Origin of the sequence: Bacillus sp. FSL R7-0166, assembly GCF_038008935.1 — a bacterium.
Taxonomy (GTDB): domain Bacteria; phylum Bacillota; class Bacilli; order Bacillales; family Bacillaceae; genus Bacillus; species Bacillus altitudinis.
The window spans coordinates 311,920-336,226 of record NZ_JBBPAC010000001.1 but is presented as its reverse complement, the minus strand read 5'-3'; the positions used below and the strand labels follow the sequence as shown (position 1 = coordinate 336,226).

The 24,307-nt window shown below is 43.6% G+C and carries 22 protein-coding genes; 3 read left to right on the top strand and 19 right to left on the bottom strand.

Annotated elements, in window-relative coordinates; genetic code table 11:
* Positions 1-37: 37 nt before the first annotated feature.
* The 7 genes from NST01_RS01815 to NST01_RS01785 all read right to left on the bottom strand — a co-directional run bounded on the left by NST01_RS01815 (position 38) and on the right by NST01_RS01785 (position 7,249).
* Entirely contained in the window at positions 38-418 is a 381-nt protein-coding gene (locus NST01_RS01815) for a cupin domain-containing protein (RefSeq protein ID WP_008342095.1), read from the bottom strand.
* A 23-nt stretch (positions 419-441) separates the two neighbouring features.
* Positions 442-2,202 (bottom strand): thiamine pyrophosphate-binding protein, encoded by a 1,761-nt coding sequence (locus NST01_RS01810; protein ID WP_017366574.1) that lies wholly within the window; start codon positions 2,200-2,202, stop codon positions 442-444.
* A gap of 38 nt (positions 2,203-2,240) precedes the next feature.
* A complete protein-coding gene (gene aroD, locus NST01_RS01805; protein ID WP_341041384.1) occupies positions 2,241-3,014 on the bottom strand; it encodes a type I 3-dehydroquinate dehydratase in 774 nt (257 codons plus the stop codon).
* A 9-nt stretch (positions 3,015-3,023) separates the two neighbouring features.
* Positions 3,024-4,457 (bottom strand): aldehyde dehydrogenase family protein, encoded by a 1,434-nt coding sequence (locus tag NST01_RS01800; protein ID WP_098680990.1) that lies wholly within the window; start codon positions 4,455-4,457, stop codon positions 3,024-3,026.
* Complete coding sequence (locus NST01_RS01795) at positions 4,454-5,311, bottom strand: citryl-CoA lyase (RefSeq protein ID WP_341041382.1); 858 nt, start codon at positions 5,309-5,311, stop codon at positions 4,454-4,456. The genes NST01_RS01800 and NST01_RS01795 overlap by 4 nt, the downstream gene beginning before the upstream one ends.
* A 324-nt stretch (positions 5,312-5,635) precedes the next feature.
* Positions 5,636-6,457 (bottom strand): ammonia-dependent NAD(+) synthetase, encoded by an 822-nt coding sequence (nadE, locus tag NST01_RS01790; RefSeq protein ID WP_098680988.1) that lies wholly within the window; start codon positions 6,455-6,457, stop codon positions 5,636-5,638.
* 195 nt (positions 6,458-6,652) lie between these two features.
* On the bottom strand, positions 6,653-7,249 hold the full coding sequence (locus tag NST01_RS01785; protein ID WP_008342104.1) for a DUF1989 domain-containing protein: 597 nt from the start codon (positions 7,247-7,249) through the stop codon (positions 6,653-6,655).
* 82 nt (positions 7,250-7,331) lie between these two features.
* Between NST01_RS01785 and NST01_RS01780 the strand changes: the two genes are divergently transcribed.
* Positions 7,332-8,681, top strand: a complete 1,350-nt coding sequence (locus NST01_RS01780) for an amino acid permease (protein WP_007498290.1) — start codon at positions 7,332-7,334, stop codon at positions 8,679-8,681.
* On the opposite strand, the gene NST01_RS01775 is transcribed toward NST01_RS01780, so the two are convergent.
* The 7 genes from NST01_RS01775 to NST01_RS01740 all read right to left on the bottom strand — a co-directional run bounded on the left by NST01_RS01775 (position 8,676) and on the right by NST01_RS01740 (position 15,652).
* Positions 8,676-9,434 (bottom strand): YqcI/YcgG family protein, encoded by a 759-nt coding sequence (locus NST01_RS01775; RefSeq protein WP_017358572.1) that lies wholly within the window; start codon positions 9,432-9,434, stop codon positions 8,676-8,678. The genes NST01_RS01780 and NST01_RS01775 overlap by 6 nt on opposite strands.
* A 505-nt stretch (positions 9,435-9,939) precedes the next feature.
* Positions 9,940-10,323: a UPF0715 family protein gene (locus NST01_RS01765; RefSeq protein WP_046342568.1), complete on the bottom strand. Its 384-nt coding sequence runs from the start codon at positions 10,321-10,323 to the stop codon at positions 9,940-9,942.
* 119 nt (positions 10,324-10,442) lie between these two features.
* Positions 10,443-11,072: a LysE family translocator gene (locus NST01_RS01760; protein WP_008342111.1), complete on the bottom strand. Its 630-nt coding sequence runs from the start codon at positions 11,070-11,072 to the stop codon at positions 10,443-10,445.
* A 125-nt stretch (positions 11,073-11,197) separates the two neighbouring features.
* Positions 11,198-12,385, bottom strand: a complete 1,188-nt coding sequence (locus tag NST01_RS01755) for an MFS transporter (RefSeq protein ID WP_098680986.1) — start codon at positions 12,383-12,385, stop codon at positions 11,198-11,200.
* Between the two features lie 57 nt (positions 12,386-12,442).
* Positions 12,443-13,489: a Gfo/Idh/MocA family protein gene (locus NST01_RS01750; RefSeq protein WP_007498302.1), complete on the bottom strand. Its 1,047-nt coding sequence runs from the start codon at positions 13,487-13,489 to the stop codon at positions 12,443-12,445.
* Positions 13,486-14,352 carry an HAD-IIB family hydrolase gene (locus NST01_RS01745; protein WP_017366565.1) on the bottom strand — a complete coding sequence of 289 codons (867 nt, stop codon included), beginning with the start codon at positions 14,350-14,352 and terminating at the stop codon, positions 13,486-13,488. Before NST01_RS01745 ends, NST01_RS01750 begins: the two co-directional genes overlap by 4 nt.
* Entirely contained in the window at positions 14,327-15,652 is a 1,326-nt protein-coding gene (locus NST01_RS01740) for a DegT/DnrJ/EryC1/StrS family aminotransferase (protein ID WP_181891150.1), read from the bottom strand. Before NST01_RS01740 ends, NST01_RS01745 begins: the two co-directional genes overlap by 26 nt.
* A gap of 109 nt (positions 15,653-15,761) precedes the next feature.
* On the opposite strand from NST01_RS01740, the gene NST01_RS01735 reads away from it, so the two are divergent.
* Positions 15,762-16,751, top strand: coding sequence for a LacI family DNA-binding transcriptional regulator (locus tag NST01_RS01735; RefSeq protein ID WP_326114667.1), 990 nt, complete (start codon positions 15,762-15,764; stop codon positions 16,749-16,751).
* A gap of 249 nt (positions 16,752-17,000) precedes the next feature.
* On the opposite strand, the gene NST01_RS01730 is transcribed toward NST01_RS01735, so the two are convergent.
* The 3 genes from NST01_RS01730 to NST01_RS01720 all read right to left on the bottom strand — a co-directional run bounded on the left by NST01_RS01730 (position 17,001) and on the right by NST01_RS01720 (position 21,262).
* Positions 17,001-18,623: an L-lactate permease gene (locus NST01_RS01730; RefSeq protein ID WP_046342560.1), complete on the bottom strand. Its 1,623-nt coding sequence runs from the start codon at positions 18,621-18,623 to the stop codon at positions 17,001-17,003.
* 43 nt (positions 18,624-18,666) lie between these two features.
* A complete protein-coding gene (locus NST01_RS01725) occupies positions 18,667-19,614 on the bottom strand; it encodes an L-lactate dehydrogenase (protein WP_007498309.1) in 948 nt (315 codons plus the stop codon).
* 217 nt (positions 19,615-19,831) lie between these two features.
* A complete protein-coding gene (locus NST01_RS01720) occupies positions 19,832-21,262 on the bottom strand; it encodes a YfcC family protein (RefSeq protein ID WP_007498311.1) in 1,431 nt (476 codons plus the stop codon).
* A gap of 153 nt (positions 21,263-21,415) precedes the next feature.
* On the opposite strand from NST01_RS01720, the gene NST01_RS01715 reads away from it, so the two are divergent.
* Positions 21,416-22,543: a M20 peptidase aminoacylase family protein gene (locus tag NST01_RS01715; RefSeq protein WP_341041378.1), complete on the top strand. Its 1,128-nt coding sequence runs from the start codon at positions 21,416-21,418 to the stop codon at positions 22,541-22,543.
* A 47-nt stretch (positions 22,544-22,590) separates the two neighbouring features.
* On the opposite strand, the gene NST01_RS01710 is transcribed toward NST01_RS01715, so the two are convergent.
* Both NST01_RS01710 and NST01_RS01705 read right to left on the bottom strand, forming a co-directional pair.
* Positions 22,591-23,313 (bottom strand): SDR family NAD(P)-dependent oxidoreductase, encoded by a 723-nt coding sequence (locus NST01_RS01710; RefSeq protein ID WP_272754910.1) that lies wholly within the window; start codon positions 23,311-23,313, stop codon positions 22,591-22,593.
* An 85-nt stretch (positions 23,314-23,398) separates the two neighbouring features.
* Positions 23,399-24,205, bottom strand: coding sequence for an alpha/beta fold hydrolase (locus NST01_RS01705; RefSeq protein WP_234891326.1), 807 nt, complete (start codon positions 24,203-24,205; stop codon positions 23,399-23,401).
* Positions 24,206-24,307: the final 102 nt, after the last annotated feature.

The window sequence follows — 24,307 nt, the reverse complement described above, 5'->3', positions numbered from 1 at the left end:
TTAGCCCCTTTTCTTCTTTCTCTCGTGCAAGGTTTTTTTAGTCCTTCGGAAGCTGCCCTTGCGGTGTATAGAGCCAAATCAGCCATAAAGGTTCGTCCCCTGTGTTCACATGCTGATGTGAGACACCATCTGGAATAAACATAAAGTCATTTTGTTTAAATGATTGTCTTTCTCCATCGCAAATGACTTCGCCAGACCCTTTAATCACATAATCAAATTCCTCTGAACCCGGGTGATTGTGTACCGAGCTTGCTTCGCCCGGCTCAAAAATAGTGAGACCTGCCATCATATGCTCTGATCCAACGGTATCTGGTGTTATCGTTTGAAACACCTTCCGAATCATTTTCTCTTCTGGATGATCTAAACCTAACCATAATGGATGACCGTCTTGAAATGGATTTAATACTTTAATTTTCATTGTTGATTCCTCCCTAGTCATGTTTAGTTCACACTGACATGTGAACGTTTTGTATTTGGTGAATAAATATCATTAATGTTCCAATGTCCATCAGTAGGCACTGGATCATTTTTCATCGCTACATCAATGACACATGGCTCCTGAGAAGCGATTGCTTCAGCCAAAGCTTCTTTGAATTCAGAAGCCGCCGTAATTTTGATCCCCTTCATCCCATAACCTCTTGCAATGGCTGCAAAATCAGGCGAATAGCTTTCTCCATCTTTTCTAAAAACAGTGCCGTAAGTCGTTTCATAGTGTGCCATTTGCAAGCCGGCGATCGTCCCAAACGCACTGTTGTTCATCACAATCCACACGACAGGAATGTTTTCTTCCATGGCTGTTGCGAGAACAGATGGATTTTGACCGAAACCGCCGTCCCCAACAAGTGATACAACGACACGGTCAGGTTGGGCAATCTTTGCTCCAAGTGCAGCAGGAGCGCCAAATCCCATCGTCGCAAAACCACCTGGGGTTAAAATAGTGCCTGGCGTGTATACAGGAAATTGCTGTCCGACCCCATTTTTATTCCAGCCAACATCGGTTGTAATGAAGGCATCAGGTGGCAATACTTCCCGCACTTCCTGCAAAATACGCTGTGGTTTCATTGGGAAAGACTCGTCTTGAATATTCGTCAAATTGCTCTTCTGAAATTCCTCACGATATGCCGCAATGTCCTTTTTCAATTGAGGGCGATCCAGACCTTCTGGCAGCCTTTCTTTCGCCACACGATTGAGTACAGTCAACGCCTGCTTGAGATCTGCTACCGCTCCAATTTCCACAGGATAATTTCGGCCAATTTCATTCGGATCAATGTCAATATGAATGAGCTTGGTTGATTGGAAATTGAACGTATACTCCGATTCCCACGAACTCGCATCTGCTTCAGCAAAACGGGTGCCTAAAGCCAATATATAGTCCGCTGCTTTACACTGATCATTGATAAATTTCGTCCCCCAAAACCCTGTCATGCCAAGGGTCATTGGATGATCATCCGGCATCGCCCCTTTCCCCATCAAAGAATGGGCAACAGGGATACTCAAATGGTCAGAAAATGCCTTTAACTCTTCTGCTGCATCGGCTAGTAAAATGCCTCCCCCTACATATAAGAGCGGTTTGTCTGCCTGCAGCAATCGATCTATTATCCGATTCGCTGTTTGATCATCAATAGATGGTTTTTCAACGGTGTGTGTATGATGAGCGATTTGTTCAAATAACGACACATCTAAGTCTTTTGAGAACACATCCATCGGAACTGAAATCAGGACTGGCCCAGGGCGGCCACTTTCAGCTAACTGAAACGCTTTTGATAATATTTCTGGAAATAATTCTGGAATGTCGACTCGCCATGCTCTTTTCACAAACGGGCGATAAATTTCGTATTGAGAAGCATCGGAATGAAGATTGATTTCTTGGTGTGGGTGCTTTCCGTAGTAATGACTTGGAACATCTCCTGCAATGACAACCATTGGAATGGAATCGAGTGCGGCATTCGCTACGCCTGTTGCCGCATTGGTGAGTCCAGGACCTAAATGACTGAGCACAACAGCCGTCTGTTTTTTCGCTCGTGCATAACCGTCTGCTGCATGCGCCGCTATCTGTTCATGTCTAACATTCACAAATTGAATACGGCTTTTTTCTAGGGCTGATAAAAAAGCAATATTCGTATGACCGCACAGACCGAAGATATGCTCAACTCCTCGATTTTCTAAATACTGAATGACCTGTGTAGATATATTCTTCTTCATGTTTCTCTCCTCTCACGGTGCAGCTATGAATCTGCTACTCACTGATTCTTTGAAAACACAATCGATAGAACGGCATTCAAATCCTGTATCGCAACTTGTCCAGGTGCCGAGCTTTCTTTCCCTACAGCAAAGGTCATGACAGACCCAAAGAGTCCACCTACCATTCTTGTGAAGGCACCATATTCCCCCATCGCCATCGAAATAACGGGGATGGACAGATCCTTTTTCGCCTTGCCTGTCGCAGAGAGCAGTGTCAGTGCATCCTCATAGGAATGCGGCATGACGGCAATCTTTGCGATATCGGCGCCAACCGATTCTGCATTGGTGAATAGCTCCACAAGCCGATCTGCCTCCGGGGTACGATGGAAATCGTGGTACGACACAATCAAGATGACCCCGTTTCTCTTAGCCGCCTGACTGACTTGCTGGATATGCGAGACATCATGCATTAATTCAAAATCAATGGCAGCCACAAGCTGAGTGGCACAAAGCTCGACAAGCAGGGACACTTTTTCATCCTCTGAGAGTGAGATGCGTTCGCCGCCCTCTTTTTCAGAACGAATGGTGAATAAAAATGGGATGTTATCTGCCTTTTCAATCATCCCTTTCAGGGTGGTGATGACTTGTTCCTTGTCATTGAGGTGATTGAAAAAATCCGCTCGCCACTCTATCACATCAGGCTTCTTCTCAGCTAACACCTCAACTTCAAGAAACAATTCTTCCTTTGTTTGTCCAATGAGCGGCGTACAAATCATCGGCTGACCGCCTGTCTGCGCACTCTTTACCTTTTGTTGAAAGATATTCACATCCATCTGCCCCCTTTATAGCCCATTTGGCAGCACAACCATTTTGGTTTCGGTCATCTCCTCGATGGCGAAACGCGGGCCTTCCCTTCCAATACCGCTTCGTTTAATTCCGCCATATGGCCAATGATCCAGTCTAAAATTCGATGTCCCATTGATGACAACGCCGCCAGTTTCAAGCTCTTTTGCTGCGTGTAACGCAATATCCAGTTGATTCGTAAAGACGCCTGCCTGCAGACCGTATCGACTATCGTTTGCTTCTTTGATTGCCTCATCCAGCTCCTCGTATGGAAGGACACTGACAACTGGACCGAACACTTCTTCACAGACAACCTTGGCTTGTTTTGGAGGGTTTAGCAAAATAGCCGGTGTGATGCTTGCGCCATTTCGTTGTCCTCCAGATAGAAGCTCGGCACCCATTTTCTCTGCCTCTTGTATCCATGCCTCCACACGTTTTGCTGCTTGTACATCAACCATACAGCCGATATCACTTTCACTAGACAGCGGATCTCCAACGACGAGCTGTTCTACTTTTTGTTTAAGTGTCTCAGTAAATGTCGACAAAATTTGCTTGTGAACATAAATTCTTTGAACAGAAATACAGCTTTGACCAGAGTTGCTAAAGCCCGTTTTAGCGCAAAGAGATGCGGCTTGCTCGATATCTGCATCATGATGAACAATCGTCGCTCCATTTCCTCCGAGTTCTAGCAGTACCTTTTTTAATCCAGCAGAGTTTGAAATATGTTCTCCGCCCACCGCACCGCCAGTAAAAGAAACAAGATTGGTTCTTTCATCAGTGACTAACTGTCTGCCGGCGTCTACTCCTCCAATCACAAGCTGCAGGCTCTTTTCAGGAAACCCTGCTTCAAGCAGGAGCTTAACAAACGCTGTGGCAACAGCTGATGTTTGCGGTGCTGGTTTTAAAATAATGGCATTCCCTGCCGCAAAAGCTGGACCGATTTTGTGACAAATTAAGTTGAGAGGCGCATTAAAAGGCGTAATCGCCAGCACAACCCCAACCGGCACTTTAAATGTCATCGCCATTGCTCTCTGTCCACGGGAAGATACATTGCCAGGAATGGTCTCACCGATTAGTCGATTGGCTTCTTCGGCTGACTGCGCCAGCGTTTCAATTGATCGTGAGACTTCATCTCTTGTATTTTTAAGCGGTTTGCCTAATTCTAAAGAAATGAGTTTTGCAAAATGCTCTTTTTGTTCTTCCAATAAGGCGGCTGCCTTTGTTAGAAGCGTTGAACGTTCTAATGCTGATATTGCCGCTATTTGTTTTTTAGCTTGCTGCGCAATAGAAAGCGCCTGTTCTATATCTTCTGAGGATGCAAGATAGGATGTACCGATCATTTCCCCAGAGTATGGATTGATAATGTCTTCTTTGACATGGTTTGCATCCAGCCATTCGCCGTTTATATATGACAACGCTTTCAATTCACTCAAATTCTCTCACCCTCCTTCAAGTGACGCGTCCCGACCCCCGCATAACGAACAAGTCTTTCTTCATTCGGACAAGGACCTTTCACTAGGGCACCTTTTGTCAGCTCTTCATATGCATGCGCCACGATGCCCATTCCTCTGGATAAGGAAAAGATGCCTTTTGCCGCTTCAGCTGGAATGCTTAATTCACATTGGATCGCAGCAGATACACCATCTATGTTCATCGTGATTTTTTTCCCTTTTAATTGTTCTAGTTCATGTCTAATCGCCTCAGCTAACCGTAAGTACGTTCCGCTGATATCACCTTGCTGCACATATGTTTGACTCAGCTCATACAGCCGTCTCACTCTCGGATCATCATCATGCAGCTGATGGCCGATTCCCGGAATTTTTTCCTTGCGAGCTAACCACGTCTGACATACTTGCTTTGCAGCAGACTTCATATCTTTTTGTGCATCATAAACCGCTTTGGCTTCGTATAACATACGCATCGCCTTTTCTCCGGCTCCGCCATGAATATCACCTAATAGATTCACCCCTGTTGCAACAGAGGAATTAAACGAAATGCCGCATGTAACCGCCATTCTTGCCGCTGCAATAGACGGTGCCCTTGGCCCATGATCCGCACCTGCGACCAGAACACTTTCAAAAAGAGTTGCCTTCGAATCATCTAGTAATTCACCAACAAGCAGTAAATAAAGCATTTGTGGATACGATAATTGACCAATAAGCTCTTCAATTGGATAGCCCCGAAGTTCAATTGAATTTTTTTGAATATGACTAATCTCAGTCTCCCACCAAGCGCCTCCTTCTTTGTATATTTCCAGTGCACTTCGATTTTTCATCGTGTGAATCATTCCTTTAGCCTCTTATTTGGAGATGAACGACTCCTTTAATTCCGTCTAGTGGAATTCAATTTCACTTTTTGGAATGTGTTTTCATTGTAAGCGCATTCGTTTTTATCGTCAATCATTTTTTCTGAAAATACTGTCTTTTGATGAGAAATTAAGTGAATCGAACTAATTATTTCACCACTTATTCTTCAATTCATCCTTTATTTAGTCAAACAGACTTATGTATATCGTTCTACTAATTAATGAACCATTTTCGATTCATTCTGTCAAATTCAGCTGAAATTTGACATAAAAAGACCCCTCCATCTTCTGGAGAGGTCACTTATTTTATTTCCACCAGTCATCAAACATAGAAGCTGGTACTTGACGTTTATGTTCTGATTGAACATAGCGTTTTTCAATCGCTTCTGCTGCTTGATCTGAAACTGGTTTTCCTTCTAAGTAATCATCAATTTCATTGTACGTAATACCAAGTTCTGTTTCATCCGTTTGCTGAGGCTTGTCATCCAGCAGATCGGCTGTCGGTTTCTTTAAGTATAATCGCTCCGGCGCCTGAAGGGTCTCAAGCAGCAACCGTCCTTGGCGTTTCGTTAAACCTGTGAGCGGAAGGACATCAGCACCGCCATCACCATACTTCGTGAAAAAGCCCGTCACAGCTTCGGCTGCATGATCCGTTCCAATGACAAGTAAGCCTTCCTGTCCACCGACGGCATACTGTGCGATCATTCTCATGCGTGCTTTGACGTTCCCTTTATTAAAATCAGACAGCGCACCGCCTGTTTCCTTTTGGTATTGTTCACTGAATGCCGTCACGGCAGGCGCGATATCATATTTCCAAGACTTGTCCGGCTGAATAAATGATAGAGCCAGCTGCGCATCGTCTTCATCTTGCTGCGTGCCATGCGGAAGACGGACTGCAATAAAGACAGCATCCTCTTTTCCTTCTTGACGAAGCTCACTTACAGCGAGCTGAGCGAGACGGCCGGCAAGCGTTGAATCCTGTCCGCCGCTAATACCGAGAACGAATCCTTTTGCACCGGTCTTTTTCAAGTAAGCCTTTAGAAATCCAACCCGTTTTTCGATCTCCTGCTTTGGGTCAATTGAGGGCTGCACATGCAACTCTTGGGTGATTTTTTTCTGCAAACTCATACACTTTTCCTCCTAAGCATCCTCTACATGAAGAGAACAGGTTTTACTTCCATTTCAATTGATTTACCTACGATTTTAGCCACTTTATTATATCATGTTTTGAAAAAAGATATTTTTTAGACGTTCCCCTTTTTCATAAATGATCAAACATTCACAAACGAAATAGACCAAGTCGCTTTGACTGGTCTTTCCTTTTCAATCGATCTCCACTCGGATGGATGTACAGCTTGAGCCATTGCATTTTCCAATGTCGGCAGGACATGCAGACACCGCGACAATGAGGTCCATTTCTGCACGCAGGCGGATGTAATCACCGGAGAGCGATTTTGGCAGCTCGACAGACAACTTTCCTTTGTCATCAATGACTGTATTCATAAAGACATTAAAAGGATAATACATATCCTCTTTTGGAATCCCGAATGGCTCAAAGGCCGTCCTGAGATTATCGTAGCATGTATGCATGACCTCTAGGTGCGTACGCCCATATAAGAGCTGATACATTTCTTGCCGGCACGCAGGCATATATAAATCATGACATTCAACTGTATCTTCAATGACCGTAAACATTGGTTTATATAAATTAGAATAAAGCTGATCTCCCTTTTTCACCTTGGAAGAGAACAGGCTGTCCATTGTAGCGCCTTGATCAAATTTTTCATAAAAATCCTTTTCATGATAAGCCATCACATCTGCTACTTGCTGCCCTTCGACATCAACCACTCGCATACATTGTCCTTTTCCTAACCGAAAACCAAGCCCATCCTTTGGTAAAATCACGTATTCTCCGTTCATCACATGCACTCCTTTCCATGTTGACAGTATGCCCAAAACGTCCTCTTGATCATGTATAAAAAAAAGAGGCGGTCACAAGCTAATGCTATTGAATCAGAAAGGTGTTGCACATGCATTGAAAGAAGAACAATCTTTATCTTGGTGGCAGCTTTCTCTTATCGGAGTCGGCTGTACAATCGGCACTGGTTTCTTCCTTGGTTCCAGCATCGCCATTACAAAGTCCGGTTATTCCGTCTGCATTTCATTTTTGCTTGCGGCAGTCGGCACATATCTCGTCTTTAAACACCTGGCTGCGATGACAGCCGAAAACCCAGATAAAGGATCATTTTGTTCCTATGCCCGAAAAGCCTATGGGCGCTGGGCGGGATTTAGTAATGGCTGGGTGTATTGGTTTTCAGAAATGCTCATCACAGGGAGTCAGCTGACGGCGATTTCTCTTTTTACTCGTCACTGGTTTCCATCCATTCCACTTTGGGTATTTTCAGCGATTTATTCCGCTCTTGCCCTGCTTGTGATTATCATTGGGCTTTCTTCTTTTCAAAAGACGGAAAATGTCCTTGCCGTGCTGAAGACCGGGGCGATCCTATTGTTTGTCGTCCTTGCCGTTCTTGTTTTATGCGGCATTCTCACAGAGCATAGGCCCACCCTCCACCTGCCAAATAAAGACCATGAATGGATGCCGCTCGGCCCACTCGGTCTATGGAATGGACTGATTTATGCGTTTTATGCTTTCGGGGGGATTGAAGTCATGGGGCTGATGGCGGTTCATTTAAAAGACCCGAAGGACGCCGCAAAATCTGGACGTGTGATGCTGATCATTCTTGCTGTCATTTATATCGTCTCCATCGGACTTGCGCTTTTGCTGGTGCCAGTGACAGCCTTTAACGAGAATAGCAGTCCATTTATTACATCACTGGAGCCATTTCATTTATCCATTTTTCTTCATATCTTTAATGGCATTTTCATTATTGCCGGGTTTTCCACATTGGTTGCCTCCCTCTATGCGGTCACGACGCTGCTTGGCACGATGTCGGAGCATCAGGATGCACCTGCTTGTTTTAAACAAAAAGAACCATCTCATGTCAGATGGTCTTCAATTCTTTTAACTGCTGCAGGGTTGATTGTCTCGATTTTGCTGGCACTCTTTTTGTCCAAACACATTTACGAGCATCTCACAACGGCAGCCGGTTTAACTCTTTTGTACACATGGGTGTTTATTCTGCTTTCAAGCAAAAAACTGTCAAAGCCATCCACTCGCCAAACGTGCGAAATGGTTCTTGCCCTGATCTTAATTGGTGCAGCTGTTTCAGGTACTCTGACAGAGGCAAGCGGACGACCTGGCTTTTTTATTAGCCTTGGAATCATTGCTGTAATTGGCATCATGGTACTCTTTATGAGAAAAAAGTGGAAACAGGATCAGGCCGCATCATAATTTCATCATGTTTTTTAAAGCAGTAAATGGACATTTGGCGGAGGCTGGTTTCTCCGCCTCATCATCTGAGAGAAAATATTGTTTCCATTCTAAATTTTTCTGATCCCCATACCATTTTAATGCTGGATGTACATCAACTTGATCATACGCCTTCAGCCTCTTCCGAACGAGTTTACTCATTTTTTGACCAAATGTGGTGGAACCGTTCATCTTTTCAAACACCCACCTTGGTTGAAAGGCCCACATCACATAAGGAAAATGACGGCTTTTTCTTAGCTTATGCGCTGGTGTCGCGCATAAAATAAAATAAGGCTCTCCATGAAAACAAAATTCCCATTCATGATTTTCAGGATCTGATGGAATTTCCTCTGGCCATTTCATTTCATCCTTTTGATGTAATTGCTGAACCATCGACCAAAACTGCTCCTCATACTCTTCGAGCGAATACTCCTTCATATCCTGCGGTGTTTCAAAAAAGCAAATGAAAGAAGCATATTGACCGGTTTCCCTAGAGCAGCTTTGGTATTCCCTTAAAAGCTCTGCTAATTCATTCACGGCCTCTTCTCCCCGCGGATCACCGACAAATCCATAACGCAAATGATCGAGAAAAAATCCTTGTCTGCCTGGTACACACGGAAATGTATCTGCCTCATCCCCGACCATTTTTCCAAACTGTGTGAAAGCATCCTGCTTCCATTCATCTAGTGATCGTAGATTTTGATCAAGGCAACTTTTTGCATACAGCTGGGCCATTTTTTTCCACCTCGTTTTAGCGTCTTCTCCATAGCCTATGAGGAGGAAAAAGCTGTGGTGACTGTCCTTCAACGACTTTCACTGGACATTCACAGGGTGGTTGATTTGCCGGATGAAGCAGGAATTCACTTCCATTTATCTAATCATGTATGAGTATGCTTCTGCATATCATCATTTAGCCGCCTCTATCTAATAGAGTCGGTCATCATAAAAGAAATGGGTGAATGACATGCGTCTTCTTTTTCTCCATCCGATGTATCTGATCTTATTTACACTACCAGTGATGGCTTTCCTTTGGGGATTTGTTGGTTATCTGCTATTTAAACGGATATGGCCTGTCCTCATATTAACGTCTGTGATCTCGATGATTTTCATCTTCGTTTATACTGGATTTGACCTTAGCAATCTATACTGGGTCCTTCTGATGACGGCTCTTGCTTTTGTATCAAGCGGATTCTCGAAGGTCATACACGTTCATGTTCAAGAGAAAAAACGGGAAAAGCCTTTATGATTGTTTCTTCTTTAAAAAGACGGAATCAAGCAGCCAATAAATAAAGGCCGCACAAAAGCTAAATAGATAAATCTTGTAGCTAATAAAGACGACAACACCATAATCAATCCATAAAGCAAGCGCCGTACAAACCACCCACGCCCCGATAAAATAAACCAATAAATCACGGCGTCGAAACTTCTCAGGATGACGGTGTAAAACCATTTGGATAGGTGCAGCAAATAGGACATAAGCGATCAAAATGAAAAGACTGGTGACCTCCACATAACTGAATCCGGATTCAGTTGAGGCAAACAACATGATATAAACAAATGTCGATGTGATCACAGACAACATCAGCATACACACATAGTTGAATGCTGGCAGGAACATACGCATGGCAAAAACTCCTTCAATTTTATGTATCTTCCATCATTATTGAAGAGTGTCCTATTATTGTCAAATATGAAAAAGGGCTAAAATGATTTAGATTTTAGCCCTTTTTCTTATCAACCATTCTATCCAATGAGCGCCATGATCCCTTGATATCCAAAGTAAGCACCGAAGCCGAGTAAAGAGAGACCTGCCAGAACGGATAAGCCGTGCAAAATCCGTTCATTTAAATATCGTCTAAACGTACTGGCGAGCAGCGCCATACAGAAATCCCATAAGAGCATGCCGATGAAAATAGCAATGCTGTACATCAGCATTTGAGATGCCCCGTACTTTTCAATCGTATTGGCTAAAATACTGCCATAGATCCCAAGCCAAAATAATATACTAAGCGGATTGGAAAGGGAAATGAAAAATCCCGTCATGAACGAATGCCCGATCGACGTGTTTCCTCCGTCCTTCTTTGGGCTTTCATGCAAATTGATTTTACGAAGGCTTTCAATACCGGTATAGGTCAGAACGAAAAAGCCGAACAGCCACAAAAAGGTTTTCACAAGAGGTGCAGTCAAAAGCTGGGCGACACCAAAATAGATGAGGATCATATAGACAATATCCGCAGCCATAGCCCCCACACCAAAAATCCAAGCGTGCCAAAATCCACTTTTAATCCCTCTGTCGATTTGGGCTGCATTGACTGGCCCAACAGGCGCTGAAAGTGACAACCCTAAAAAGATATAACCAAAAAACACCGCCACATAGACGTCCTCCTTTTGATGCTGACTTGTACATGTTATTCACGCTTTCGTTGTTTTAGTACAAGTCCTTCGTCACCTTTTCTGAAGATAAGCTATACAAAAGGAGGAGCCACCAGATCAGCTGCTTATCGATCTGCTTTCATCGCCGGCGGCTGTGTGGGTATGGTTTCTTTTTTCCGAGATCGATTCATTTGAATGGCAGCCGCAAAAAGGAGAACAGCTAAAAAGGCGAAAACAAAGACGGCGCTTGCCGCACCTGCCCACTCAAGGCTAAACCCAATCAAAAAGGACAAACAAGCTCCACCTAAACTAGCGGCGGCAATAAAATAACTCGTGGCCTCGTCGATGGCATTTTCAATCATTAATGCAGATGCCGTTAGGGCAATAGGGAACATGCCAGCTGCGCACAGACCGATGAAAAAGATAAGAATTAGCTGCGCGGCGATGTGGGTGGCTAGAGCAAATATGGCGAGCAGCACAATCATAAGTGCTGCGCTTAACTTTAAAAAACGCAGCGGATGCAGCTGATCGGCTTTTCTCGCAATGACAGTTCTGCCAATGACGATCGCTGTCCAAAAAGTAGAGACCGCAAAAAGACCCCAGTTGTCTCCCCCTTTTTCCAGCATGATCGACGGTAAAAAGTTCGCAAAGTTCGTTTCAATTCCTGCGTAGAAAAACGCAAAACAGATCATCAGCACCACAATCATTCGATTCCCTCGATCAAACAGCAAGGACGATTTCTTCATGTCTTGAACAGGAGCCGCCATCTGCCCACGAGGGAGTTTATTCATAAAAGTAAGCCAGAGCATGAGAAAAAAAGTCAGTGCACCGACTTGAAATAAAAACACATAATGCCACGTTTCCTCTGTCACAGTCAACAGAATCAATAGAGGAAATAATAATGCACCTAATCCAAAAAAGACCTCCATGATGCTGATTCGCTTTGCACTGTTTGCCATTGAAATGACATACGCCCCGGCCGTCGTCTCAAGACTGCCTGCACCGCTCCCAAGGAAAAAACCTGCCACCACAAGAATCGTCCAGCCCGGCACTAAAAGGCCAAGAAGAAGCGCTCCGATCATCAGCAGCAATCCCATCGTCAGAACAGTACCATAGCCTTTTTTCCTCACAAGAATGGGCGACAAAAGAACGCCTGTCAAAAAACCAATAAACTGAAAGAAGATTAAAGAAGATAATTCCCCAGGACCCTTATCATAACTAGACAGCAAATAAGGCGTTAAACTGCCAAAAAACACATGAATGGTCCCAATAAAAAAATAAAAGATACAGCCAAAATAAAACACCTTTTTCATCTTTTCACTTCCTCTAAAAAGGAGCGGAGTCATGATATCCTCCGCTCCACCTCTTCATTAATATGCACGGGCAGAGACGACAGCCTCTTCCCTCTCGAAGCATGTATTCAGCGCAGCCTGCGCGCGATAACCATCTTCAAAATCAGCTACCTTCATATGAGATGGATATGAGTTTGTATTTACCCAATGCATCAGCTGATCACGGAATGTATCAGACCATCCATAAAATTCATTCGGCGGATCTGTCAGCAATGTTTGCGGCATTTGATGACGCTCTACACACAAACCATCACTGATCTCATATTCGTTTTTCATGTTTGTATGGTATTTAAAAACCTTGTCATGCCCCACCACTTCTACACTAAATCCACATTCCTCGGGCTGCGTACTTTTGGACGTCACCAAATGAAAGAACACTTGATTCTCCATTTGCCCAAAAATTTCGGTATGGTCATCAACCTGTACCTTTTTCTCTTCTTTTTCCTTTACATGTGTCAGCATCTTCGTATTAAGGGATTCTTTTTTCATTTCACTGCCAAATAAGTACCACAGCATATCAATCAAATGAATCCCTAAATCTCCTAATGCACCGCTTGTACGCAGACTTTCGCCGCTATCTCTCCACGAAAATGTCTTTCTTCTAAGGGCACTATTTTTCTTAAAATGTGTCCGTACTGTCAAAACGCGTCCTAATTCACCATTGGCGATCAAGTTCTTCAAAATATTCACAAAGGATAAATAGCGATAGTTAAAGCCCATACTGGCTTGAACCTGGAACTGTTTGGCTGTCTCCACCATTTCCTTCGCTTCTTTTAACGATACAGCCATCGGTTTTTCGCATAAAATCGGCTGTCCTGCTCTAAGCGCCTGAAGGGCATGGTCCTTGTGACAGAAGTTAGGGGAAGCAATGATCAATCCATCTGATGCATCCGCTAGTGTTTCGATACTGGCATACACCCGTCCGCCGTACTGTTTAATAAATCCTTGTGCGACGGATTCGTGCAAGTCATAGACCCCAGATAATTCTGCACCTTTGATCGTTGATAAAGCTCTAGCATGTGCTTTTGCAATATTCCCTGCTCCAACAATTCCAATTTTCTTCATGAATGTGCCTCCTCATGTTTATACATCACTGTTTTCAATGTTTCATAGATTCCTTTTGCATACCCATGATGACAAATTTGATGATGGTGCCGTTTGGCTTCGGCTGTTGCATTTTGGACAAGAAAGCCGTGCGTGACGGATTGAAGCATCCGCAGGTCATTCCCACTATCACCAAAAGCAAAGCCCTTATCTTTTGACAGGTTATATTGATTCAGCATAAACCGAACGATTTCATCCTTCCCTGTTCCCACTGGTAAAAAATCAACGTCATAGCAATCCGCCGGGTCTCCCGCAAGCGGGTTGCATTTGTTGATGTTCACCGCCACTCCCCGCTCCTTCGCAAGTGTTTGGATGAATGATAGATGATGAAGGTCTGTCCGTTCATCCTGCTCCTGATAATAGAAATTCTTTTTATACCCAGAGCTGCCCAGCTGCGTTTGCGGCCTAAGAGTGATCCCCTTTTCACGTACGCTTTGCAGAATATCTTCGATTTTTTCGTCTGAAAAGCCCTGTGCATCAAGCCGTTTCATCCATTCTGCATCCGGCTGTCCAAATTTCCCATCTGATGTATACACGATTTCAGTTCCTAAATTCGACGCAATAAAATGCGGGAATTGATAGAAACCACCTTTCTCCATTTTGCTCGTAACAGAATCGAGGCTGCTTCCCGTCACCCAGCCCAGCATGAGCTGTCCGGCTTCGCTCTTTTCTGCCACAAAAGCTTCCAGCCGTTTTACATCCTCTCTCTGCTCCTCGGTCATTCCGTGAGAATAATAGGTCTCATCGAAATCACAGAAGACGATCCACTGCGGATGTTGCGGTTGATGCACAAGCTTTTTATTGAATGGAAGATTTGATAACATGATGGACCCCCTCGATGACTTTCTCCTGATCTTGCAGCGGCATACCTGGATAAAGCGGCAAGTGAAGTAATTGCTGTACAGCTTTTTCCGTATGTGGTAGTTCCGTTTGTCTATACTTTTGAGAAACAAGATTCGTTTGATGCTGATGCGATAAAATTGGGTAATAGACGTCTGTTTCTATGCCCATTTCTAATAATTTCTCTGCCAGCTCATCTCGGCTTCCCTTCACCACTCTGATCGGGAATAGATGCCATACATGATCCTCTGTCAGCTTCGGAAGCTTTATGTAGCCTTCGTCTTCCAGCGTTTGCAGCTGATCTATGTATCTCTTTGCCAAGTAAAAGCGTTTAAAGTTTTGTAAACCTAAATATTTCATTCGTTCTAGCCCGATTGCGGCCTGTAAGTTATCAATCTTGGAATTAAAGCCATAGTCACTGCGCTTCACGTTTTTCTTTCCTGGTTCAAAACCGTGATAGCTGATTTCCATGCATTTTTCTGCTAGGGCTTCATCATTTGTCGCGATGGCTCCTGCCTTCCCGCAAACTCCAAGGTTTTTGTACGGGTTAAAGCTGAGAACAAGTCCATCCCCAAATGCCCCAAGCCCGCTGCTGCCAATCGCCTGACAGCCATCCTCAATGATCGATAGACCATGCCGTTTCGCAATCGTCGAAATTGCCTTCATATCCGCTTGCTTTCCATACAAATGAACCGGGAGAATACATACTGTCTTATCTGTGATATGCTTTTCTATTTCATTCGGCGCTAGGCAGTAGGTGTCTGGATCAATATCGACATAGACTGGAACCGCCCCAATCGCAAGCACTGCATTTTCTGTTGCAGCAAAGCTGTTGGCAGGTAGGATGACCTCATCTCCAGGATGGACGCCTGCTGATATTAAACTGATCATCAAGGCATCTGTTCCACTTGATGTGGCAATGACATATTTTTTCCCTAAGTATGCTGCGAGCGTCTTTTCAAACTTTGGAATATAAGGGCCTGATGTAAAACGGCCTGAACTTAATACTTCTTTCAGCACCTGCATAATATCATCGATCTCATCCTCCGAAATCAGTTTATCGACCGGCAGGAACGGTATCTTTTTTTCCTTATTTTGTTTATAATGGAAGAGAATTTTTTCCAAACCCGTACGCGCAATATCTTGCTCAAGGAACGCAGCAAGCTTATCATTCGCTAGATTCTTTTCAACTGAATCAGCCTTTACTTGAACACCTTGATTGATCATATCCAGCAACGGTAGATAATCCTTGCTTTTACCTGATATCTTCGTCAATATTTGCATTCCATTCCCTCCAATTAATCAATTCCATTTGTTAATATTTAACTTGTTTCACATTGTAAATGATGTTATCGATTTCAGAACAATAACTTTGTGTAAAGGATTTGTTAATATGTGTACAATTTATGAAATTGCCAAACGCTGCGGGGTTTCAACGACCACTGTTTCTCGGGTGCTGAACAACCATCCATATGTATCAGAAGAAAAGCGCCAGCACATTTTACAGGTGATGAAGGAAATGGAGTATACACCAAGCTCAGCAGCCCGCACCCTTCGGTCACATCAGACAAAAACCATTGCTGTGTCTGTTCCAGCTGTGGACCATCCTTTTTTTGCACAATTGATTAAAGGCATTTCAAAGGAAGCACTAGATCAAGGGTATAAAGCCATCGTGCTCCAGACGTTTTATCAAGAATCAGTAGAACTTGAAGGGCTTCAATTATTAAAAAGAAAAGAAGTAGATGGTGTCATATTGGGGGCGTTAGAAAATAAGTGGGAAACAATCGAGCCATTTTTATCAAACGGCCCGATCGTCATGGCAAATGAGTATCATCAAACAGCAGACATTCCGATTATCGGATATGATGAGCGGGAAGCTGCTTATAAAGCGGTTGACTACTTGATTCAATCAGGGCGTACATCCATTGGATTTTGCTTTGATACAGAAAGCAGTGAAGCGCAAAAACAAAGAAAGCAAGGCTATCTTGATGCGCTTTCTGATCACGGTTTGCCGCTTAAAGAAGATTGGCTGTTCGGCGAGGCTTTTACCATTGAGGACGGCTTTCGTTTAATGGACTTAATCCACCGGATGCCGGAGGCGCCGGATGCGATTTTCACCGGCAATGATCAAGTGGCAGCAGGCCTCATTAAACAAGCCATTTCATATGGATATCACATTCCTAAGGATTTAGCGGTGATCGGTTATGACAACCAAGACATTTGCGAGGTGACAGCTCCAACGATCACGACCATCGACATCCCTATCGTCGAGCTTGGCCAGCAGTCTGTCAAACAAATGATTCAGCTGTTGCAAGATCAAAAACCATTACAACGTGAACATATTCAGCTACCTACTCGGCTTGTCACACGAGAATCTACATAAAAAAAAGACTGAGAAATCTCTCAGTCTCAGCGTGTAGACAAACCCTCGCATTCTTTGTCAGTCCTGCGCTCTGGTGCTCACGAATGCCGAATTCGCTCCGCTCCAGTGCTCGTCCTTCCTAGACTGCAAAGGTTTTCTTTCACGCTGAAAAGAAGACAAAGGGCTAAAAAAAGTACATTTTAGCCCTTTGTTAACAATCTGAAGACTGAGAAATCTCTCAGTCTTTCATTTTTCAATCAATCGATCAACCTATATAAATTGAGCAAGAATGAATGTCCATATACATACGATGCCGAGCAAAATGAAGCTGTACTTCACTGTTTTTTGGAAGAGCTCAGATTCTTTACCTGTTTCTCCAACAGCTGCTGTTGCAATAGCGATAGATTGTGGAGAAATTAATTTCGCCATTACACCACCGGTCGTATTTGCCCCGATTAACAAACCTGCCTGAGAGCCGATTTGAGAAGCGGTGACTGCTTGAAGGTTACCAAATAAGGCATTGTTACTCACAACAGATCCCGTAATAAACACGCCGATCCAGCCAAGCACTGGGCTGACAAGCGGGAATAAATCGCCTGTTTTAGCAAGTGCTAGTCCGATAGCAGAACTTAGGCCTGCAAAGTTCGCCAAGTTGGCAAAGCCCATGACAAAACAAATCGTAAGAACAGGGACCCAAAGCTCTTTGACCGCTGCATTTAAGCAGGCAGCCCCTTCTTTTAATGTAATATGTCTGCTGAACAACCCTGTCAGCATCACCGCAATTAGAATGGCGGTACCTGTTGCACTAATAACATCAATTTTAAAGATCGCATCAATCGGTGTTTCTGTTTGGGCAATTGGTGGTAATTTCACAATTTGCTGATGCAGAAACGGCATTTTCACTAAAATGGTTGTCCAGTTAAGCGGTCCTCCTACAGCAAATAATGCTTTAAAAGCTGGTAGGCTCCATACAGTAATGACGGCAGTTAAAATATAAAACGGAGACCATGCTTTCAGCACCTCAACTCCGCTAAACGTTTGTTTTTGTTCAATGGCCGGCGCGCCTTCTTCACGGTAAATGTGTTTTGGCTGCCATTTTCGAAGAAATAAAGCCAAAATTCCCATACTCGCTAAAGCTGAAATAATATTGGCAAGCTCAGGACCCATCGTGACCATTGTAACAGCCTGCAGAATCGCGTAGCTTCCACTCACAACAAGCAAGGCTGGAAGCGTTTCTTTGATCCCTTTAAAGCCGTCTACAATGAGAATCAGCAGAAACGGGATACAGAAAGAAATAAACGGAATGGTGTACACAAGGGTTTGAGACAGCTCAAGCGGCGTCATATTTCCCATTTGCGCCCCTGTAATAACCGGGATACCTACTGCACCAAAAGCGCCAGACGCAGCATTTGCAATCAAGCAGAGCATGGCGGCTTTTAGTGGTTTAAACCCAAGCTCTGTTAAAAGAGCGGCACTAATCGCAATCGGTACACCGAATCCAGCGGCTCCCTCTAAAAATGCGTTAAAACTAAAACCAATTAATAAGAGCTGTAACCGTTGATCTTGAGAAATTCCTGCAATACTAGAACGAATGACATCAAACTTTCCAGACTTCACAGCAATTTTATAGAGCCATACGGCCATGATGACGATATATCCAATCGGCCACAGCCCATTAGATACACCGAGCACCACAGCAGATAATGCTTTTTCAATTGGCATATGAAAGAAGAAAACAGCTGTTACAAAACTGACGATCAAGGTAAAACAAGCGGCTAATACCCCTTTTAACTTAAATACAGTCAATGCAAGTAGGAAAAACAAGATTGGAAGCATGGCCACCAATGCACTGACGAACTCATTACCAAACGGATCATATATTTGCTGCCACATAGTGATTCATCCTTTTCTGCTCAGATAGGTTGCCTTTGATTGATTAAAAATGAGGAGCTAAAATTTCTTTTAACACATTCACACTATGTGCGAATTTTTCTTTTTCTGTGTCGTTCAGTGCGAGCTCCATCACTTCTGTTGCACCATTTCGGTTCACGAGGGCAGGTACACCAATGTAGACATCTTCTGCTCCGTATTCCCCATCTAAATAAGTGCTGACAGTCAAAATGCTGTTTTCATTGTGTAAAATGGCTCTAGTAATACGGGCTAAACTCATCGCTACGCCGTAATAAGTCGCTCCTTTTTTCTCAATGATTTGGTAAGCAGCATGACGGACATTCTCCATGATGTCGTCTAAATCTTCTTGTTTGTATTGGTCATTTCTCTTCATTAATTCTGTGATCGGTACACTTCCGATATTCGCATGGCTCCAAACAGCAAGCTCTGTATCTCCATGCTCTCCAATGATGTACGCATGCACATTGTGCGCCGCTGCTTCAAAGTACTCACTAAGCATGTATCTGAATCTTGCCGTATCAAGCGTTGTTCCACTGCCAATCACTCGTTCTTTTGGTAGTCCGCTGAATTTCCAAGTCGCATATGTCAAAATATCAACTGGGTTCGTAGCAACTAAGAAAATACCATCGAATCCGCTTTTCATCACATTGTCTACAATGCCTTTAAATATATTTAAATTTTTCTCAACAAGATCAAGTCTCGTTTCACCTGGCTTTTGGTTTGCGCCAGCGCAGATACATACAATGTCAGCATCCTGACAATCCTCATAATCTCCATACCAAGTATTCACAGGATGCGGGGCGAATGCTTTCCCGTGGTTTAAATCCATGACGTCACCCATTGCTTTATCTTGATTCAAATCGATGACTACCAATTCATCTGTGATTGCTTGATTTATTAATGTAAAGGCATAACTGCTGCCGACAAAACCTGCTCCAATAAGTGCTACTTTGTTTACTTTTTCGTTTGTCATTTATCTCATCCTCCTGAGTAAAACTAGGTTGTTTTTCTTATGTGAAGTATTTCACATTCTTATTGTGCAACACTTCACAAACTTTTGCAAGGGGATTGCTCAAAAAAATAATGTAGCCATTTTGTGAACACTCATATTGTGGTTTTAAACCGCTGTCCCCATACATGTTCTCATAAGAAAAAAGCCACCAAACACTCTTTGGTGGCTTCTCTCTTATTTAATAAGGTCCCCAATTGATCATGACACCGATACAAATAAAGACAAGGCCGATGACGAACCAAATGAGCGCAAGCGGCACCATAAAACGCAGCCATTTCACGTATGGAATCCCACTTGCAGCCAAGACAGCCATCAACACACCTGAAGTCGGATTCACGCAGTTGACCACCCCTTCACCGAGCATCACTGCTTCTACCGCTACTTGTCTCGTGATACCCATTAAATCAGCAAGCGGCGCAAGAATCGGTATAAAGACAACCGCTTCTCCTGATCCTGATGAAATCAAAAAGTGAAGGAGCGCACTGGCGATATACATGCCGATCGCACCAGCGATTGGACTAAACCCTGTCAGCATACTCGCAAGCCCATTCACCACAGTATCAAGCAGCTTGCCATTTTCCAAAATGACTGAAATGCAGCGTGCCATGCCGACAATGAGTGCGCCGTATACAAGGCTTTGACAGCCGACAATAAACGTTTTTGCAATATCATTGGCAGCTAATCCGCCAAGCAGGCCAGCAGCAATTGCCATGAAAATAAACACACCAGCCATTTCCTTATCGGTCCAGCCAAGCTGAAGCGCACCATACAAAAAACCCCCAAGCGACAAACCACACACCGCTAAAATCAGCTTATGTCTGCCGGTGAATTCAGGCTTGTCCACAGATTCCGCATCAGCTCCTCCTAGCCCTTTAGCTGGAAACCACTCGTCACCAAGCAAGCTTCCCTTTTCTTTATTTTTCAAGCGTTTTGTATATAAATAGATGTACACAATACTAGATAGGAGAAAACAAAGATAAATGATGACACGCAGCCCAATACCAGAAAAAATCGGCAATTCTGCAATCGTTTGTGATAAACCTAAAGGAGATGGAGACAAAATGGTTGCGTTAAAACCTGCATAACAGCCGATGTAAATAACCGCCGCTCCCGCCACTGCATCCCACTTTAAAGAACGTGCCACAATAATCCCAATAGGAATAAAGCCAATGACTGAGTTCACCACAATTCCGGTCGTCCCAAGTACAGAAAACAATCCGCCAACAATACAAATAAACAATAGCTGTTTCGTTTGGAACCGGCTGATGACATTGTGAATCATCCCATTAATGGCACCTGTCTTTTCCAAAATTGCAATGGTTCCGCCAGTAAAAAGAATCAGAAAAATAATAGAGGATGAACCAACCATCCCTTCTTGAATCGCTGTAAAAAAACCAACCGGACTAACTGGTGATTGATCAATACGGTGATAACTGCCAGGAACAGCTGTTGTGATCTCTCCTGACGTTTTCCGATCAAATTCACCGGCTGGTACAAAATACGTTGCGATCGTACAAATTAAAGCAATCATAAATAAGAGTACATATGCATCCGGCATCTGAAGTTTTCTTTTTTGTTTCTCAGGTGCTGATACTGTCGCTGTTTTCATCTGTCAAAACCCCTTTGTCCCGATCGGAATTTCACTTAATTTTCTGAATAATCAAATGATGTGTTATATTATAAACACTGATGATATTTAAGATCAATATTATTTCACTAAAAGAATGTTTTGGCAGATTATCTGTCAGCAAGGAGGCTTCTCATGACAACTTTGACAAACGAGATGAAACAAACCGTGACAGACATCTTTGAACATCTGCACGCTCATCCAGAAATCAGCTGGGAAGAGACAAATACGACAGCTTATATTGAAGCTCTATTAAAGAAATTAGGCTGTAAAACGAGAACATTTGAAGACTGTACAGGGGTAATTGGTGAAATTGGGGAAGGCGCACCAGTGGTTGCTGTGAGAGCCGATATTGACGCATTGTGGCAGGAAGTAGATGGCGTATTTCAAGCCAACCATTCATGCGGACACGATGCTCATATGACGATGGCACTTGGGACATTCATGGCATTGAAAGAAAAAGAACTTCCAAGTGGCACGATCCGATTCATTTTTCAGCCTGCCGAAGAAAGAGGCGGCGGCGCTTTAAAGATGATCGAAAAAGGTGTGTTAGCTGACGTCGATTATTTATACGGGGTGCATGTGCGCCCAATTCAAGAAACCTTAAACGGACGCTGCGCTCCTGCCATTTTGCACGGATCAAGTAATCATTACGTCGGGACCATTCTAGGGGAGGAAGCTCACGGTGCACGCCCGCACCTTGGGGTCAACGTCATCGAAGTTGCATCTACGCTTGTGCAGAGACTGGCGCATATCCATGTCGATCCACGAGTCGCCCATTCTGTGAAAATGACCAATTTAAATGCAGGCGGCGGCAGCTCAAACATCATACCTGGCAAGGCCTCTTTTACACTCGACGTTCGGGCACAGACAAACGAAGTGATGGATGAATTAGAAAAGGAAATTGAAAGAGCATGCTATTCTGTAGCGGATGCTTTTGGCGCCTCTATCACACTTTCAACTGATCATCGTCTTCCAGCTGCGACATTAAATGAAGAAGCTGTGGAGATCATGTCACATGCCATAGAGCAAGTGCTAGGCAAAGAACAGCTCGATCCACCGATCGTGACGACAGGCGGAGAGGACTTTCATTTTTATGCAGCAAAGGTTCCTCATATTAAATCGACGATGCTCGGTTTAGGCTGTGATTTAAAACCTGGGCTTCATCACCCTTATATGACATTCGATCGCTCCGCCATTTTTACTGGTATTGAGATTTTGACGGAAGCTGTATACGAAACACTTCAGCAGCATTCATCGTAAAATAAAAAAACCACCCGTCTTTCCTGAAGCGGGTGGTCTCCTTTATTTTACGCATTCGCATCTGTCATTGCCGGTACATTGATCTCTTTGACACAGGACACCCTGGATAGATGAATAACACATCTCGCCAGCTCGACAATATCTTGTACAGGTATTCTCGTTTCATCATACAGAGCAATGGCTTTTTCAGCGCCATCTTCGTACGGAACTTCTGCCGCCAGCTCTCCTGGATTGATACAGGTAACGGATATTTTATCTTTCCTCACGTGCTCTCTTAGTGCGTTCACAATACCACGAAGCCCAAATTTAGAAGCAACAAAAGAAACCTGAGACAAATTCGTATGGTCAAGTCCCGCAGTAGAACCAATGACGATGATCTTTCCATTCTCAGACGTCCTTACGTGCGGAAGCAGAGCTTGGATGTAGGTAATCGTTGAGGTAACGTTCACATTGATTAAATGAGCGATATCCTCCGGTTGATCATGATCGAAAGAATAATCATCTTCAAAGCCGCGTTTCTCCCATAAACCTACGTTATAAATAAGTACATCAATTGTTTGATTCTTCAATGCTTCGAGCATAAAAGGGATATGGGTTTGGCTTGATAAATCGATCTTCAGCCAAATTCTACGCACCCCATCGTCTATGTTCAAACTGCTTGGTTCACTTCGTGACACAATCCATACTGTATCTCCACTTGAAGGAAGACCTTTTACAAAGGCATCCCCTAATCCTTGACTCGCACCAAATATGATATAGTTTTTACTCATGCTTCCTCCTTCATGGCTCACTTACGAGCTTCCATCCATACACCCATTCATCTGTAAGCGTTTTATACCTATATCATACAGTGTCTTATACATGCCTGCCCCTTTTATGCTCATCTTTACTTTCTAAATGGCCTAGCTTCCTTATTTCCTTTAATTCCTCTGGTAACGCACGCGCTTCTATAAAGCTTTTGATCATGTCGACAAAAAGTTCTTTCTTTTCAAAAGTAAACGTATGTCCAATGTCAGGAACGATGAACCCGGCTGCATTCGGGTGTGCATTCGTGATTTTTTCTGCTGACCTAGTCATAATGCCCTTTTCCTTTTCTCCCACTGTCACAAGAATCCGTGCCTTCGCTTGTTGAAACGTGTCAGGGAGCTTGTAATGAAGATTTTCTTGAAACATCGTAAGCAGCGTCTTCTTCTGCAATTGTTTGGAATCCGCTGCATAATGATCCAGTACATCGTTTGGAAGTCCCATCTTTTCTGCTTGCAGCTGGATGAACCAATCTTTCTTTAATAACGGATATGTAAGAGGTAAAATGGGCCTTACCATCAAATAGAGCCATGGTAATGGCAACACAAGGGCGCTATTGATGATGGCGATGTCTGCGATGTCTGGCTCTCTCGATAACACATCAACGGCTACCTGTGCACCTAGAGAGAAGCCAATTAGAATGACTGTACGGCCATGTGCATGCTCCTTTATCCATGAAATGATTTCATAAGCACTTTCTCGCATGGAAAACGACGTTTCATTTGCTCTTGTCCCGTGACCAATAAAATCAGGGGTATAGCATTCATACGTTTCCTTGAATATTTCCATATGCTCCTGCCACATCCAGCTGCTTACGCCTCCACCGTGCAGGAAAATCATCATTGGTTTTTCCACCATCGACAACTCATCCACCATCCTTATATATAAGAAAAAGCAGTCGCTTTTTGAGCAGACTGCTTTTTCCATATGCTCCCTTCTATTATAAGGGAACTGTTATAC